Source organism: Pseudarthrobacter sp. L19 (assembly GCF_050859435.1).
GTDB lineage: Bacteria > Actinomycetota > Actinomycetes > Actinomycetales > Micrococcaceae > Arthrobacter.
Window position 1 is genome coordinate 1,950,273 of sequence record NZ_CP193935.1, and the last position, 16,384, is coordinate 1,966,656.

Below are 16,384 nucleotides of genomic sequence, written 5' to 3' on the forward strand. Positions count from 1 at the left end.
GGCGGCTCCAAGGTTACGCTAACGGCTATGGATAGCCCCCTCCTGATCGCCTGCGCCCACGGAACCGCCAACCCGGACGGCGCCGCCGAAGTGAACGCCCTGCGCGCCGCCATCGCCGCCCTCCGCCCCGGACTGGAGGTCCTTGAGGCCTACGTCGACGTCCAGGAGCCGGCCCTGCCCGACGTCGTCGCGGGGCTCCCCGCCGGTCGGAGCGCCGTCGTCGTGCCGCTGCTGCTGAGCATCGAGTTACCACGTCAAGGTGGACATCGCCCGGGCGGTGGGCAGCCGCCCCGGCACGGCCGCGGCGGCGCCGCTGGGGCCGGACCCCCGCCTCGCCGCCCTGCTGGACCTGCGGCTGCGGGAGGCAGGGGTGACGGACAACGACGCCGTGATTGTCGCCGCGGCGGGCTCCTCCGACCCCACCGCCGCGGACAACGTCGAAGAACTGGTGGGTCAGCTGCGGGACCTACGCTCGAACCGGATCGTCGCCGCCTACGGTGCCTCCGCGAAACCGTCCGTTCCCGAGGCCGTCGCGATGCTCCGCGAGGAGGCTGCCGGGGGAGCAGGGGCCGGGGCGTCCGCCGGCGCCGTCGACCTCGGCGGCCGGGTGGTGATCGCGTCCTACCTGCTGGCGCCCGGGTTCTTCCACAACCAGCTCGCCAAGGCCGGGGCGGATCTCGTCACCGCACCGCTGCTGCCCTCCCCGCACCTCGCCCGGATCGCCCTGAACCGCTACGACGCGGCGGTGGCCGGATCCTGAAGGGCCGCAGATGACGAATTGTTGCCCACGGTGACCCCGCGTTTCTGACCCGTTGTCGGCCGATTCGGGCCGCCCCTACAGTCGAGCCATGACTGATACAGCTCTAGCCGGAGCGCCCCAGGACCAGACCGCCGGCGGCCGTGCGGCCCGCGCCGCCAGGCCCGGCCGGCCCGCCGCCAAGCCCCACGGGCAGTGGAAGGTGGACGGCACCGCGCCGCTGAACGCCAACGAAACCTGGAAACAGGAAGACAACGGCCTGAACGTGCGCGAGCGCATCGAATCGGTCTACGCCAAGCACGGCTTCGACTCGATCGACGGCACCGACCTGCACGGCCGGTTCCGCTGGTGGGGCCTCTACACGCAGCGCAAGCCCGGGATCGACGGCGGCAAGACCGCCACCCTGGAGCCGCACGAGCTCGAGGACAAGTACTTCATGCTCCGGGTCAGGATCGACGGCGGCGCCCTCACCACCGAGCAGCTGCGCGTCATCGGCGGGATCTCCGTGGACTTCGCCTGGAACTCGGCCGACCTCACGGACCGGCAGAACATCCAGCTGCACTGGATCCGGGTCGAGGACGTCCCCGAGATCTGGCGCCGCCTCGAGGCGGTGGGACTGTCCACCACGGAGGCCTGCGGCGACGTGCCCCGCGTGATCCTGGGCTCCCCGGTGGCCGGGATCGCCAAGGACGAGATTATCGACCCCACCCCGCTGATCCGGGAGCTCGCCGAACGCTTCATCGGCGACCCGGAGCTGGCCAACCTGCCGCGCAAGTTTAAGACGGCCATCACCGGCCACCCCAGCCAGGACGTGGTCCACGAGATCAACGACGTCGCCCTGGTGGGCCTGGTCCACCCCGAACTCGGCGCCGGCTACGACCTCTGGGTGGGCGGCGCGCTCTCCACCAACCCGATGCTCGGAAAGCGCCTCGGCGCCTTCGTCCGCCCGGACCAGGCAGCCGACGTCTGGCTCGGCGTCACCAGCATCTTCCGCGACTACGGCTACCGGCGGATGCGCACCAAGGCCCGACTGAAGTTCCTGCTGGCCGACTGGGGCCCGGAGAAGTTCCGCCGGGTCCTCGAAGACGAATACCTCGGCTACACGCTCAGCGACGGCCCCGCAGCGCCCAAGCCCGCCACCCCCGGCGACCACATCGGCGTCCACGAACAAAAGGACGGCAGGTTCTTCATCGGCGCCACCCCGGTAGCCGGCCGCCTCTCCGGCAGCCAGCTCGTGGCCCTCGCCGACACCCTCGAATCCCGCGGTTCTCGGCGCTTGCGGACCACCCCGCACCAGAAGCTGGTGGTCCTCGATGTCCCCGGTGACCAGGTGGAACCGCTCGTCGCCGAGCTCGACGCCCTGGGCCTCTCCGCCCGGCCCTCCGTGTTCCGCCGCGGCACTATCGCCTGCACCGGCATCGAATTCTGCAAGCTCGCGATCGTCGAAACGAAGGCGACGGCGGCGACGGCAGTGGCCGAGCTGGAGCGGCGCCTCGCCGACCTCGTCGACACCGGAAAGCTGCCGGAGTCGCTGTCCCTGCACATCAACGGCTGCCCCAATTCCTGCGCCCGCATCCAGACGGCGGACATCGGCCTCAAAGGCATGATGCTTCCCACGCCCGACGGCGACCCGACCCCCGGCTTCCAGGTCCACCTCGGCGGCGGACTCGCCTCCACCGACCGGGAGGAAGCGGGCCTGGGCCGCACCGTCCGGGGCCTCAAGGTGACCGCCGACGAACTGCCCGACTACGTGGAGCGGGTGGTGCGACAGTTCGCCGCCAGCCGCGCCGATGGCCAGAGCTTCGCCGAATGGGCCTTCGTCGCCGACGAAGGGGACCTGCAGTGACCGCTCCCCAGCCACACCCCAACCTCGCAAGTCCCAACTCGCTCCCCGTCCTCGCAAGCTCGGACCGGGGCCCTCGCGAGTCGGGGCCCTCGGCCGGGGACCCCGGTGGCCGTGGGCCCTCCCTCCGTAGCCGCGAGGATCTCAAGGCCCTCGCCGCCGCCGGTGCCGCCGAGCTCGGCTGGGACGCCCCGGCCGGCGAGGTGATCGGCTGGGTGGCGCGCACCTTCGAACGGCCCGCCGTCGCCGTCGCCTGCTCCATGGCCGACGCCGTCCTGCCCGCCCTCGTCGCGGAACGGATCCCCGGCGTCGACGTCCTCTTCCTGGACACCGGCTACCACTTCCCGGAAACCTACGCCACGCGCGACGAGGTGGCCGCGAACCTGCGCGTCACCGTCGTGGACGTGCTGCCGGAGACCACCGTGGAGCAGCAGGACCGGCTGCTGGGCAAGGACCTCTTCGCCCGCGACGCCGCCCAGTGCTGCGCGTTGCGCAAGGTCGCCCCGCTGCGCCGCACCCTGGCCGGCTACGAACTCTGGTTCACCGGCGTCCGCCGCGACGAGGCTCCCACCCGCACCAACACCCCGCTGGTGACCTGGGACGAAGCCAACGGACTGGTCAAGATCAACCCGGTGGCGGCCTGGACCTTCGACCAGCTTGTGGCCTACTCGGAGGAGAACCTCCTGCCGGTCAACCCGCTGCTCGCCCGGGGCTACCCCTCCATCGGCTGCCAGCCCTGCACCCGCCAGGTCGCCCCCGGCGAGGACCCCCGCGCCGGCCGCTGGGCCGGAACCGACAAGACAGAATGCGGACTACACGTATGAGCAGTGTTGAGACTTTCGTGGCCGGCTACGCCTCCACAGCAGATGCGGCTGCGGCTCCGCGGTCGGCCCGCCTTTCCAGCCTGGACACGCTCGAGTCCGAGGCGATTCACATCATCCGGGAGGTCGTGGCCGAGTTTGAGCGGCCCGCGCTGCTCTTCTCCGGGGGCAAGGACTCCGTGGTGATGCTGCACCTGGCAACCAAGGCGTTCTGGCCCGGGAAGGTGCCGTTTCCGGTGCTGCACGTGGACACCGGACACAACTTCCCAGAGGTGATCGAGTTCCGGGACCGGACCGTGGATCGCTTGGGGCTCAGGCTGGTGGTGGGCTCCGTGCAGGAGTTCATCGATTCCGGCGAGCTGGCCGAGCGCGCGGACGGCACCCGCAACCCGCTGCAGACCGTCCCCTTGCTGGATGCGATCAGCCGCAACCGGTTCGACGCCGTCTTCGGCGGCGGCCGCCGGGACGAGGACAAGGCCCGGGCCAAGGAACGCATCCTCAGCCTGCGCGACGAATTCGGCCAGTGGGACCCGCGCAACCAGCGCCCGGAACTCTGGAACCTGTACAACGGCCGGCACACCGTGGGCCAGCACGTCCGGGCCTTCCCGATCAGCAACTGGACCGAACTGGACGTCTGGCGCTACATCGAACGCGAGAACATCGACCTGCCCGGCCTCTACTACGCCCACGAGCGCGAGGTCTTTGCCCGCGACGGCATGTGGCGCGCCGTCGGCGAGGTCTCGCAACCCCGCACTGACGAGCAGGTCATCACCAAGACGGTCCGCTACCGCACCGTTGGGGACATGTCCTGCACCGGCGCCGTCGAATCCGCCGCCGCCACCGTGCGCGACGTCGTGATTGAAGTTGCCGCCTCCACCATCACCGAACGTGGCGCCACCCGGGCCGATGACCGCATCTCCGAGGCCGCCATGGAAGACCGCAAGAAAGACGGCTATTTCTAATGAGCACCATTCCCGCCACCCATGATGCCGCCGCCGCAGGCCTGGGACTCTCCTCCGCCTCGCTGTTCCGCTTCGCCACCGCCGGCTCGGTCGACGACGGCAAGTCCACCCTGGTGGGCCGGCTCCTGCACGATTCGAAAGCCATCCTCGCCGACCAGCTCGACGCTGTCGCCCGTACCTCCGCGGACCGCGGCTTCGGCGCGGCGGACGGGGAGGGCGGAGGGCAGCGGATCGACCTCGCCCTGCTGACCGACGGGCTGCGCGCCGAGCGGGAACAGGGCATCACCATCGACGTCGCCTACCGCTACTTCGCCACCGACCGGCGCAGCTTCATCCTCGCCGACTGCCCCGGGCACGTGCAGTACACCCGGAACACGGTGACCGGAGCCTCCACCGCGGACGCCGTCGTCGTCCTCATCGACGCCCGCAAAGGCGTCCTGGAACAGACCCGCCGGCACCTGTCCGTGCTGCACCTGTTGCGGGTGCCGCACGTGATCGTGGCGGTGAACAAGATCGACCTGGTGGACTTCAGCGAGGACGTGTTCCGCGCCATCGAGGCCGAGGTGCAGCACGTGGGCCGCGAACTGGGGCTGGGGGACGGGGACGGTTCCGGGCTGCTGGTGGTCCCGGTGTCCGCGCTCGACGGCGACAACGTCGTCGACCGGTCCGCGCGCACCCCTGGTACCGCGGCCCGGCGCTGCTGGAGATCCTCGAGACCCTCCCGGCCGCGGACGAAATCGAAACCCACCTGGAAAGCTTCCGCTTCCCGGTCCAGCTGGTGGTCCGGCCGCAGGGGGCGCTGGCCGCCGACGCGATCGCCCGCGGCCTCAACCCCGGCGCGTACCGCGACTACCGGGCCTACGCCGGCCAGATCACCGAGGGCGCGGTGAAGCTCGGCGACCCGGTCACCGTCCTGACGCCCGGGCAGGCGCCGCGGAACACCACGGTCACAGGGATCGACTTCGCCGGCCGGCAGCTCACGGAGGCCGTGGCCCCGCAGTCGGTGGCGCTGAGGCTGGCGGACGAGTTCGACGTCGCCCGCGGCGACACGATCGCGGCCGCCGGAACGGTTTCCGAGTCCACCGCCGACCTGTACGCCTCGCTCTGCTGGCTCTCGCCGACGCCGCTGCGGGAGGGGGCCAAGGTGCTGGTCAAACACGGCACCCGCACGGTTCAGGCCCTGGTCCGGAACTTGACCGGCAGGCTGGACCTCGGCAGCTTCCGGGTGGAACCGGCCACCACGCTGGAACTGAACGACATCGGCCACGCCCAGCTCCGGCTCGCCGCTGCGCTGCCGCTGGAGAACTACCAGCACCACAGGCGGACCGGCGCGTTCCTGGTGATCGACCCGCGGGACGGCAACACCCTCGCCGCGGGCCTGGTCCGGGACCATCCGGGCGACCACGAGGACGAGCGCTACAGCATCTGAGCCGCGATGTGAGCCTCGATCTGAGCTTCGGCGGAGGCGGCGCCCGCGGGGCGGGCGCAACTGCTCGCCACCGAACACTGGAGCCTGCTGGCCTCCCGAAGTACCACCCAGAGGGAGGTCCTGACCCGGATCCCGCACGACGACCGGCCCGGCTCCGAGCAGACCTACTTCTTCTTCCGCAACCGGAGGCACGTCAGCCAGTTCCTGGGCAGCAGCATGGTCTTCATCGTCTCCGTCAACGCCGCGCTCGCGGGCCTCCTGACCGCCGCCGTCGCCGGAACCCTCGCCGCCCCGGCGCCCGTTACGGTGGGGCTCGGCGCGGTCGCCGCCGTCGCGTACCTCGCCGTCGCCCTGGTCCGCAGCGGCCGCCGCTACTTCGGCCTCTGGACCCGCTACTCACCGCGCTTTCCGACACCGCCGGAGGGCTGACCCGGGCCCGGTGAGGCGCCCAGTGTGACGCTGCGTGAACCCCCGTGACCCCCGGTTTCCGGGCCGTTGATCCCCGTTCGGGCGGCTCCCTAGGGTGAAGCCATGACAAGCTCACAGCCCCGGACCACCCGGATCGTTGCCGGTGAACCGGGACCCTCCCGGCACCACAAAAACCGGAACGACAAGTCCCGGCGCCGCCGCGGCCTCGAGGTGGGCGTCGCCGTCGGACTCGCCCTGCTCATCGGGGCGGGCGCCGCCGTGGCCTCCACCGTCAGCCGCGGCCCGGCACCGGGCCCGGACGCCGGCACGGCCGGGGGCACCCCCGCGGCCGAACTCAAACTCGGCTACTTCGGCAACGTCACCCACGGTGCCGCCCTGATCGGCGTCAGCAAGGGCTTCATCGCCGCGAGCCTCGGCCAGACCAGGCTCAGCACCCAGGTCTTCAACGCCGGCCCCGCCGCCATCGAGGCCCTCAACGCCGGCGCCATCGACGCCACCTACATTGGCCCCAGCCCGGCGATCAACTCCTTCGTCAAGAGCAAGGGCGAATCCATCAGCATCGTCGCCGGTGCCGCCTCCGGAGGCGCCCAACTGGTGGTCCGGCCGGAGATCAGCACACCGGCGCAGCTACGCGGACGGACGCTCGCCACCCCGCAGCTGGGAGGCACCCAGGACGTGGCGCTCCGGGCCTGGCTCGGCAAACAGGGCTTCCACGTCAGCCCCGACGGCGGCGGCGACGTCACCATCAACCCCACCGAGAATGCCCAGACCCTGAAGCTTTTCCAGGCCGGAAAGCTCGACGGCGCCTGGCTGCCCGAACCCTGGGCGTCCCGGCTGGTGCTGCAGGCCGGTGCCAAGGTCCTGGTGGATGAGAAGGACCTTTGGGACGGCTCGCTGTCCGGAGCCCCGGGGCAGTTCCCCACCACCGTGCTGATCGTCAACAAGGCCTACGCCGCGGCCCACCCGGACACGGTCAAGGCCTTGCTCAAGGCCCACGTCCAGGCCGTGGACTGGCTGCAGCACGCCCCCGCCGCGGAGAAGGCCGGCACCCTGAATGCCGCGCTCAAGGACGCCGGCGGTGCCGAGCTGCCCGCCGACGTCGTGGACCGCTCCCTGCAGAACATTGTCTTCACCGTCGACCCCCTCGCCGGCACCTACCCGAAGCTGCTGCAGGACGGGGCGGACTCGGGCATCACCAAACCCGCGGACATCACCGGCATCTTCAACCTGACAGCCCTCAACGCCGTCTCCGCCACCCACGTGTCCGCCCGGGGCCTGGGCAAGGACTGACCGCCCCGCCGCCCCCACCGCAACCAAGGGAGGACCTCCTCATGCCGGTACTGCTGGAAAACCTCGGAAAGACTTTCGACGACGGCGCGCCCGTCCTGGAGGACGTGAACGCAAGCATCGGCGCCGGTGAGTTCGTGGCGCTGCTGGGCGCCTCGGGCTGCGGGAAATCCACCCTGCTCAACATCATCGCCGGGCTGGAGGCACCCACCGCCGGCGCCCTTGAGGTGCCCAGCGACGGCGCCGCGTTCATGTTCCAGGACGCGGCCCTCTTTCCCTGGCTCACCGCCCGGGAAAACGTCGAACTGGCCCTCACGCTCCGCGGAGTGGGGAAGGCGGAACGACGCCGGACGGCCGGGGAACTGCTGGACCTGGTGCACCTGTCCGGTGCGGGCGGCAAACGCCCGCACGAGCTCTCCGGCGGCATGCGCCAACGGGTGGCCCTGGCCCGGGCACTGGCCCAGGACCGGCCGTTGCTGCTGATGGACGAACCCTTCGCCGCGCTCGACGCCATCACCCGGGACCTGCTGCACGACGAACTGGAACGCGTCTGGCAGGAAACCGGCCGGACCATCATCTTCGTCACCCACAACGTCTCCGAGGCGGTGCGTCTGGGCCAGCGCGTCCTGCTGCTCTCCTCCCGCCCGGGCCGGGTGGTCCAGGAATGGCAGGTCACCGCGGAACACCGCACCGACCCCGGACTGGCCGGACAGCTCTCCGGCGCCATCACCGCCCGGCTACGCGAGGAGATCCGCCGCCATGCCCACTAGCCCCACCGCCGCCCGTGCCGCCGCCCCCGAAGCCGCCACGCCCACTTCCGCCGCCCGGGAGGAGACAGTTCGTCCCGGCGTCGAGGACCTCCGCCAGCTGGAGGCCGGCCTCGACTCGCTGCAGTCCGCCGCTGCCCGGACCGCCCGCATCGACTGGTCCCGGGTGCTGCTGCCGGTGGCCGCACTGGCCGTGCTCCTCCTGGCCTGGCAGGCCTACGTCTGGCTCGGCATCAAGCGCCGCGACCTGGTCCCCGGTCCGCTCGACGTCGCCGGGCAGCTCGGTGCCCTCTGGGGTGAGGCCACCCTGCAACAGGCCGTGGCCACCTCCCTGCAGCGCGGCGCCGCAGGGTTCGTCATCAGCGTGCTCATCGCGACGCCGCTGGGCCTGCTGCTGGCCCAGGTGGCACCGCTCCGGCGCGCCTTCGGGCCGCTGATCTCCGGACTGCAGGTGCTGCCCTCGGTGGCGTGGGTGCCGGCGGCCATCATCTGGTTCGGCCTCAGCGACGCCACCGTCTACTTCGTGGTCCTGATGGGGGCCATCCCGTCGATCATCAACGGCCTGATCTCCGGCGTCGACCAGATCCCCCGCAGTACCGCCGCGTCGGCTCCGTCCTCGGCGCCTCCCGGCTGGCCCTGACCCTCCGGATCATCCTGCCCGCCGCCCTCCCCGGCTACCTGGGCGGACTCAAGCAGGGTTGGGCCTTCTCCTGGCGCTCGCTGATGGCCGCCGAAATCATCACCGTGGGCGGCAGCATGGGCTTCGGCCTGGGCTCCCTGCTCAACCAGGGCCGCGATCTCGTTGACATGACGGTGGTCCTCGCCGCGATCCTGCTCATCCTCGCCATCGGCATCCTGGTGGAACTGCTGGTCTTCGCCCCGGTGGAGAAGCACCTGCTCCGCCGCCGCGGGCTCCTGGCCGGCAGCACCCGCTGACCCGGCGGACCAGAGAGATGACAGCCCAGATGACGCCCCGTGACCTCGCGTGAACCGGTGTTTCCCGGCCGCTGGTCGGCCCGCCCGGCCGGGACCTACCCTCGACGCATGACCATCCAGGACATCTATCCCGCCGCACTGCGCCTGCTCGGCCGCCCCGTACTCGTGGTGGGCGGAGGAGCCGTCGCCGCCCGCCGCGCCAAGGGCCTGCTGGACGCCGGCGCACGGGTCACGCTCGTCGCCCCCGAGGCCGGGGCCGGGGTGCGGGAGCTGGCCGACGCCGGACTCCTGGCCTGGAAGGCCCGGCCCTACCGCCCCGGCGATGCCGACGGCGCCTGGTTCATCCAGACCGCCACCGGTGACCCGGCCGTGGACGCACAGGTCGCCGCCGACGCCGAGGCGCAGCGGACCTGGTGCGTCAACGCCTCCGACCACGAGGCGTCCGCCGCCTGGACGCCCGCCGTCGCCGTCGTGGACGACGTCAAGATCGCCATCAACGCCGGGGAGACCCGCGCCGGGCCATGGCGCTGCGCGACGCCGTCGCCACCGCTTTGGACACCGGAGACCTGCCGCTGCGCCGGGGCAGGGCTGGCACCGGCTCCGTCGCCCTGGTGGGCGGCGGCCCCGGCGACCCAGGCCTGATCACCGTCCGCGGCCGGCGCCTCCTGGGCCAGGCCGACGTCGTCGTCGCCGACCGGCTGGGACCCCGGCAACTGCTCGACGAACTCGCCCCCGACGTCCGCGTGGTGGAAGTCGGCAAGACCCCGGCCACCACCCCGTCCCGCAGGCCGAGATCAACCGGATCCTCGTGGCCGAGGCCTTGGCCGGCCACCGCGTGGTCCGGCTCAAGGGCGGCGACCCGTACGTCCTGGGCCGGGGCGGCGAGGAGGCCGAGTACTGCCGGCAGCACGGCGTGGACGTCGAACTCGTCCCCGGCGTGACGTCCGCAGTGTCCGTCCCCGCCGCCGCCGGCATCCCCGTCACGCACCGCGGCCTGGCCAGGGGCTTCAGCGTGGTCACCGGCCACGAGGAGCTCGCGGAGGTGCCGGCCCGGGCCGACCACACTGTCGTCCTGCTCATGGGCGTCGGGCGGCTGCGCGACTCCGCGGCCACCCTCGCGGCGGCGGGTCTGCTCGCGGCAACGCCGGTTGGCATCGTGGAGAACGGCTACCTGCCGAACCAGCGGGTCACGATCGGGACGCTCGGGACAATCGCGGACCAGGCGGAGGCCGCCGGGGTGGCGAACCCCGCCGTCGTGGTCATCGGCGACGTCGTCCGGGTCAGCCCCTACGCCCCGCCCCACTTCAAGACCGCGGATTACAGCACCACCTCCCCGAACACCCCGCGCGTCCCCGCCCCCTAAGCACGCCCGGAACCAGCCCCCGCCCGAACCAAAGGAACACAGCCGTGTCAGCAACCCTCCCCGCAGGAACCCCCGCCCGTCCGCTCCGCGTCGCCGTGATCGGCGCCGGACCGGCCGGCGTCTACGCCGCGGACATCCTGACCAAGAGCGAGGCCGTCACCAGCGGCGCGCTCACCGTTAGCATCGACCTCTTCGACCGGTACCCGGCACCCTACGGCCTAATCCGCTACGGCGTGGCCCCGGACCACCCCCGGATCAAGGGCATCGTCAACGCCCTGCACAAGGTCCTGGACCGCGGCGACATCCGCTTCTTCGGCAACGTCGACTTCGGCACGGACCTCACCCTCGCGGACCTGCGCACCCACTACGACGCGGTCATCTTCGCCACGGGCGCGATCAAGGACGCGGACCTGAACATCCCCGGCATCGACCTGGCGGGTTCCTTCGGCGGCGCGGACTTTGTGTCCTGGTACGACGGGCACCCGGACGTGCCGCGGGAGTGGCCGCTGGAGGCGAAGGAGATCGCGGTGATCGGTAACGGCAACGTGGCCCTGGATGTGGCCCGGATCCTGTCCAAGCATGCCGATGACCTGCTGGTGACCGAGATTCCGGACAACGTCTACGCCGGGCTCAAGGCCTCCCCGGTCACCGATGTGCACGTGTTCGGCCGACGCGGTCCGGCGCAGGTGAAGTTCACCCCGCTGGAACTGCGCGAACTCTCGCACTCGAAGGACGTGGACATCGTCCTCTATGCGGAGGACTTCGAGTTTGATGAGGCCTCGGATGAGGCGATTCAGTCCAATAACCAGATCAAGACCATGGTGGGCACGCTCACGAACTGGATCGCCGAGCAGCCCGAGGACCTGTCCGAGCTCACGGCTTCCCGCCGGCTGCACCTGCACTTCCTGCACAGCCCGGTTGAGGTATACGACGACGCGTCGGCGCCGGGCACGGTAGCCGGGATTCGCTTTGAACGGACCGAACTCGACGGCACCGGCAACGCCCGCGGCACCGGCGAGTTCGTCGACTACCCGGTCCAGGCCGTCTACCGCGCCATCGGCTACTTCGGTTCCGCCCTCCCCGAGGTGGACTTCGATCACAGCAAGGGAGTGATCCCGAACGACGGCGGCCGGGTGCTGGATGCCGGGGGCACCCACGTGCCGGGCCTTTACGCCACCGGCTGGATCAAGCGCGGCCCGGTGGGCCTGATCGGCCACACCAAGGGCGACGCCCTGGAGACCATTACCCTCCTGCTGGAGGACCGGGAAACCCTGCCGGCTGCCCCCGCACCTGCCTCGGACGCCGTCGTCGCCCTGCTGGAGGAACGCGGCACCGATTTCACCACTTGGGAGGGATGGCTGGCCCTGGATGCCCACGAGCGGGACCTGGGCGGCCGCGCTGCGGACGCGGGCCTCCGGCGCGAACGCATCAAGGTGGTCCCCCGGGACGAGATGGTGGAGATCTCCCGAGGCGGGGTGACGGCACAGGTCTAGGGGACACCGAATCCGGGGAACACCGCGCGTCCAAAGTGGCGGCATTCCGGGCGGATAGTCAGTAGGCTTACCGTCATGAACGCACACTCGACGCTCGGGCCGCTCCGGTGAGGCTCCGCCGCAGCAACGCCTCCGGCCGCGGCTACCGACGCGTGCCCTCCGGTTCCGGGTTCAGCTACAAGGACCTGGACGGTTCCACCATTCCGCCCGGCGAGCTCCGGGACCGGCTGGAAGGCCTCGGCATCCCGCCGGCCTGGACGGACGTCTGGATCGCCCCCTACGAGAACGGGCACATCCAGGCCACGGGTGTGGATGCCGTCGGCCGCCGGCAGTACATTTACCACCCGACCTGGCGGGAGCGGAAGGACCGGGTGAAGTTCGACCGGTCGCTCCAGCTCGCCGAGACGCTGCCCTCCGCGCGGCGCGGGGTCACCCTGGACCTCCGGTCCGAGGGCCTCACCCGGGAGCGGGTGCTCGCGGCCGCCTTCCGGATGCTCGACAGCGGTTCGCTGCGGGTTGGCTCGGAGCGCTATACGAACGAAAACGGCAGCCACGGCCTCGCCACCCTGCTCTGCGCCCACGTCACCGTCCGCAAGGACGAGCTGCGCCTGACCTTCCCGGCCAAGAGCGGCAAGACCTGGGAGTCCCGCATCGACGACGCCGACCTGGCCGCCGTCGTCCGATCACTCAAGCGCCGCGGCGGCAACGCCCGCCTGCTTGCCTACAAGAATGGACGCAGCTGGCACCCCGTGACGAGCGCCGAGATCAACGAGTACGTCAAGGAGCGCACCGGCGGGGACTTCACCGCTAAGGACTTCCGGACCCTCCGGGGTACCGTCGCGGCCGCGGTGAGCCTGGCCAAGAGCGGTCCACAGCCGAAGGTCTCGGCACGGAAGCGGGCGGTGAGCCGGGCCATGGTGGACGCCTCCGCCGTCCTCGGCAATACGCCCTCGATCGCCCGCAAGAGCTATGTCGACCCGCGGCTGCTGGACCACTTCGCCGCGGGCGAGACCATCGACCCCAAGAGGCTGGACTCGGCCGAGTCGGAGATCCGCGCCCTGCTCTACCAGGAGGGCAACGTGGTGCCGCTGCGCTGAGCGCGCTTGGCGGGGGCGCCCGGTTCCGGGGGCTCAGGACTCGGCGTTGATGAACCCCACCACGATGGCTGTCCACCAGCAGGCCTGCGAGATGGCCAGGCAGGCCATCATGTGAATCCGCTGGCCGGTGGTGAGGGCGCCGAAGCGGGTGCCCGGGGGCAGGTGCGCCAAGCGGCGCATCAGCGGAATGAGCATGATCCCGTTGAGGCTCAGCACCAAGACGGCGGCGAGTTTCAGGTCCGTCATGGGGCTCGTCAGGTGCGGGCTCAGAAACGCCCCGGTGACCAGCATCCCGGCCAGGCCGCCCCAGATCAGCGGAGTGGCGGCGCCGTCGAGCCGGATGATCTCGGAGAGGGACCGGCGGCCGAGCAGCCAGAGGAAGCCGTGCCAGTCGACCAGGATGATTGCGCCGAAGGCGACCACCAGGGACATGACATGCAGGACGACGGCGAAGGTGTACGCCGGGGCGCCCACCCTGATGACCGTGGAGGCGCCAACCGAGAGCAGCCACACCACCGCGGCCGCGAACGACAGTCCGGCCACCAGGCGTCTGGTGGACCGCTCGGATTCGCGGCGCCGCCGCAGGGTGCGCCGGCTGACGGGAACATAACTCATCGCGGACCTCGCACGCCGCCGGGCCGAGCGGAGGGAAGGGTCCGGGGGCTGCCTCTACGATAGTCCCGCCGCGGAGTCGGGAACAGGGCCGCCGGGCCCGGCTACATCCGCCCGAAGCGGGCCCGGATCAGGGCGAACAGGCCGTAGGCGATGAAGCCGGCGCCGATGGCCAGCAGCAGGAACGGGCCGAACGGGTGATGCTGGAGGGCCTTCAGGCTCCCGTCCAGGCCGGTGGAGGAGGCGGGGTCATCGGTGACCTCCGCCATGACAAACAGCAGGCCGGTAAGGATCAGGGCCACGCCCTTCGCGACGTGCCCGGCCACGCCCAAACCGCTGATCAGGTGGCCGCGGTGGGTGCCCTCGAAGTGCCGCAGCTCCTCCTTGAACTTCTTCCCCAGCCCCTTGACCACGAAATATACGCCGATCCCGCCGACGGTTAGGCCCAGACCGATCAGCAGCGGGCCGCCGAGCGGGCGGCTCATCACGTCTTCGCTGAAGGCGGCCGTGGAATCACCCGAGTCGCTCCGGACCCCGATCGCGAAATTCGCAAAGGTCCAGCCCACGCTGCCGTAGGCCACGGCCAGGAACCCTGAGGAGACCAGCTTGCCTAGGCGCTCGCCGCGCGGCAGGTGCCGTGCCCGTAGGGTGGCCTCGCTGAGCTGCCACAATGAGAGGCCCGCGCAGCCGATAAACCCGGACCACATCACGGCCGGGCCCCACGGGTTGTCGGCAAGCTGCTCGATGGCGCCGGTGGGTTCGGCCTGGCCGGGCGCGCCCAGGACCAAGGCGACGGCGATCGCGCCGATGACGATGTGCAGCAGGGCCATCACCGCGAATCCCCAGCGGGCGACGACGTCGAGCGCCCGGCTGTTGGAGGCGGCCTCGGCCGCGTCAACGGCGTCGTCGAGTCCGCCGTCGACGTCCGGTGCCGTGCCGCCGCCACGCACCCAGTCCGTCTGCCGTTTCATGGGCCTGAGTTTACGCGCCGGGAGGGTGTGTCCCGGACGTTGACGCCAGTGGCCAGCCGGCGGTGAGCCCGGACTTCACACTTGTTGGTAAGTGTGCTTACTATGTGCTGGGGCATGGTTGATTCTTGGCCGTGCCGGCCCGGACCCGCAGACAGACGATAGGAAGCTCATCATGGCAGGAAACCTCGTTGCACGTTCCATTCACGATTTGACCGCAGGCGCCTGGTTTGGCGGCTCGCTGATGGGCGCCATCGGACTCAACGGTGCCACCGCGGAGGCCAAGGACCCGGCCGAGCGTACCCGTCTCTCCAGCCTGGGCTGGAAGAAGTGGGCCCCGTACCAGACCGCGGCCTTCGGCGCGCACTTCCTCTCCGGCCTGGCCATCATGTGGGAGAACAAGGGCCGGATGGCCAAGCAGGACGGCGTCACCCGGCTGAGCATCTACAAGTCCATCGTGACCGCCGCCGGTGCGGGCGTCACCCTCTACGCCGGCATGCAGGGCGCCAAGGTGGAGAAGCTCGCCGCCGAAGGTGCCGAGGGTGCCACCGAACCGAAGCCGGGCGCCTCCGAGGAACTCCGCTCCGCACAGCAGCAGCTGAAGATCCTGCAGTGGGCCATCCCGGTCTTCGCCGGGTGGGTCATTGTCCTCGGCGCCAAGCACGGCGAGATGCAGCGGCCGAAGAACGTCCTCAAGGGCCTGGGCCGCTCCTAGTCCTTCAGCAGCACGTTCGTTCCACGGCACCACCACGGCGGGGTCGGAACCGGCCCGGGAACCTTCCCGGCACCGGATCCGGCCCCGCCGTGCTGTGCCGGCAGGACGGACGTGCTTGGGGCCGCGGCTCAGGAAAAGAGAGCGGAGAGCGGTAGGGAGTGTCCCGGAACACCGTCGCGCGCCGCAATGGCGGCGAGGTAGCCGGCCGGAGCCGGAACCGCGGCGGCGAGCAGGCCGTCAACGGACGGATGCCCGGTGCCCGTGGCCTGCAACCGTGAAGCCGAGCCCGGCGCCTCAATACCGCCGGCGTCCACCAAGGACACCGTGGACGGGTCGAGTGCGAGGCCCAGGCCGGCGGCCTTGAGCACGGCCTCTTTCGCGACCCAGAGTGCTATCCGCGCTGTGCGCCGGATGACATCGCCGTGTAGTGAACTCTCCGGGGGTTGCGCCATTCCCGGCCCGGTCCGCTCCTCAGGCGCCAGGACGTAGTCGTCAAAGCCGGCAAAGAGGTCAGAGGGGATTCTTTCAATGTCCGCTCCCAGCTGCGTCCCGGCGGGTCCCGCCGCGGCCATGACAACGCCGTGGCTTCGGGACAGGCTCAGCTCCACGCCGGCGATGGACGGCTTGCCGTGTTCCGAACTGCCGCACCCGGCGCAACGCCGACTGACCGGCAGTCCTGCGGCCCCGCCCGGACTTAACCCCAACTGCCTGGCAGCCAGGAGCCGAAAGAGTGCATGCGATGCGGCGTAATCCAACCGGTCAGTTTCGTGTTTGAAGCGCAGCATTGACCGCTGTTCGTCGGGGGAGAGGAACGTCTCCAAACCGCCTGCCGGCTCCGCCGCCGCCTGGACCGCGGCGGCGGCCGCCGTGAGATAAACGGGGCCCGCGGCGCCACCGTCGGGCAT

General features: G+C 70.9%; 12 protein-coding genes and 4 pseudogenes. 13 read left to right on the plus strand and 3 right to left on the minus strand.

All coding sequences use genetic code 11. The features are described from left to right. Nucleotides 1-27: 27 nt before the first annotated feature. The 12 genes and pseudogenes from ACRQ5B_RS09245 (at nucleotide 28) to ACRQ5B_RS09300 (ending at nucleotide 13,184) form a co-directional block, all read left to right on the plus strand. A pseudogene (locus ACRQ5B_RS09245) lies at nucleotides 28-760 on the plus strand (sirohydrochlorin chelatase). An 88-nt stretch (nucleotides 761-848) separates the two neighbouring features. Then, nucleotides 849-2,603, plus strand: coding sequence for a nitrite/sulfite reductase (locus ACRQ5B_RS09250; protein WP_432393423.1), 1,755 nt, complete (start codon nucleotides 849-851; stop codon nucleotides 2,601-2,603). Next, a complete protein-coding gene (locus tag ACRQ5B_RS09255) occupies nucleotides 2,600-3,424 on the plus strand; it encodes a phosphoadenylyl-sulfate reductase (RefSeq protein WP_432393425.1) in 825 nt (274 codons plus the stop codon). The genes ACRQ5B_RS09250 and ACRQ5B_RS09255 overlap by 4 nt, the downstream gene beginning before the upstream one ends. Next, entirely contained in the window at nucleotides 3,421-4,383 is a 963-nt protein-coding gene (gene cysD / locus ACRQ5B_RS09260; protein ID WP_432393427.1) for a sulfate adenylyltransferase subunit CysD, read from the plus strand. Before ACRQ5B_RS09255 ends, cysD begins: the two co-directional genes overlap by 4 nt. After that, nucleotides 4,383-5,812 (plus strand): annotated as a pseudogene (locus tag ACRQ5B_RS09265) (sulfate adenylyltransferase subunit 1). The gene cysD and the pseudogene ACRQ5B_RS09265 overlap by 1 nt, the downstream one beginning before the upstream one ends. A gap of 216 nt (nucleotides 5,813-6,028) precedes the next feature. Next, a complete protein-coding gene (locus ACRQ5B_RS09270; protein ID WP_432393429.1) occupies nucleotides 6,029-6,241 on the plus strand; it encodes a hypothetical protein in 213 nt (70 codons plus the stop codon). Between the two features lie 102 nt (nucleotides 6,242-6,343). Next, nucleotides 6,344-7,531 (plus strand): ABC transporter substrate-binding protein, encoded by a 1,188-nt coding sequence (locus ACRQ5B_RS09275; RefSeq protein WP_432393431.1) that lies wholly within the window; start codon nucleotides 6,344-6,346, stop codon nucleotides 7,529-7,531. 41 nt (nucleotides 7,532-7,572) lie between these two features. Then, on the plus strand, nucleotides 7,573-8,298 hold the full coding sequence (locus ACRQ5B_RS09280; RefSeq protein WP_432393432.1) for an ABC transporter ATP-binding protein: 726 nt from the start codon (nucleotides 7,573-7,575) through the stop codon (nucleotides 8,296-8,298). Continuing rightward, a pseudogene (locus tag ACRQ5B_RS09285) lies at nucleotides 8,288-9,231 on the plus strand (ABC transporter permease). Before ACRQ5B_RS09280 ends, ACRQ5B_RS09285 begins: the two are co-directional and overlap by 11 nt. 108 nt (nucleotides 9,232-9,339) lie before the next feature. Next, nucleotides 9,340-10,594, plus strand: a pseudogene (gene cobA, locus ACRQ5B_RS09290) (uroporphyrinogen-III C-methyltransferase). 44 nt (nucleotides 10,595-10,638) lie between these two features. Beyond that, nucleotides 10,639-12,087, plus strand: a complete 1,449-nt coding sequence (locus ACRQ5B_RS09295) for an FAD-dependent oxidoreductase (protein WP_432393434.1) — start codon at nucleotides 10,639-10,641, stop codon at nucleotides 12,085-12,087. A 107-nt stretch (nucleotides 12,088-12,194) separates the two neighbouring features. Next, complete coding sequence (locus ACRQ5B_RS09300) at nucleotides 12,195-13,184, plus strand: DNA topoisomerase IB (protein ID WP_412883869.1); 990 nt, start codon at nucleotides 12,195-12,197, stop codon at nucleotides 13,182-13,184. Between the two features lie 33 nt (nucleotides 13,185-13,217). Here ACRQ5B_RS09300 and ACRQ5B_RS09305 read toward each other — a convergent pair whose 3' ends face one another. Both ACRQ5B_RS09305 and ACRQ5B_RS09310 read right to left on the minus strand, forming a co-directional pair. Continuing rightward, nucleotides 13,218-13,799 carry a hypothetical protein gene (locus ACRQ5B_RS09305; protein WP_432393437.1) on the minus strand — a complete coding sequence of 194 codons (582 nt, stop codon included), beginning with the start codon at nucleotides 13,797-13,799 and terminating at the stop codon, nucleotides 13,218-13,220. Nucleotides 13,800-13,900: 101 nt separating this feature from the next. Next, nucleotides 13,901-14,767 carry a DUF1206 domain-containing protein gene (locus tag ACRQ5B_RS09310; protein WP_432393439.1) on the minus strand — a complete coding sequence of 289 codons (867 nt, stop codon included), beginning with the start codon at nucleotides 14,765-14,767 and terminating at the stop codon, nucleotides 13,901-13,903. 172 nt (nucleotides 14,768-14,939) lie between these two features. Here ACRQ5B_RS09310 and ACRQ5B_RS09315 point away from each other — a divergent pair, with 172 nt between their 5' ends. Then, nucleotides 14,940-15,479 carry a hypothetical protein gene (locus ACRQ5B_RS09315; RefSeq protein WP_412883867.1) on the plus strand — a complete coding sequence of 180 codons (540 nt, stop codon included), beginning with the start codon at nucleotides 14,940-14,942 and terminating at the stop codon, nucleotides 15,477-15,479. Between the two features lie 128 nt (nucleotides 15,480-15,607). On the opposite strand, the gene ACRQ5B_RS09320 is transcribed toward ACRQ5B_RS09315, so the two are convergent. Then, nucleotides 15,608-16,384, minus strand: coding sequence for a 4'-phosphopantetheinyl transferase family protein (locus tag ACRQ5B_RS09320; RefSeq protein ID WP_432393441.1), 777 nt, complete (start codon nucleotides 16,382-16,384; stop codon nucleotides 15,608-15,610).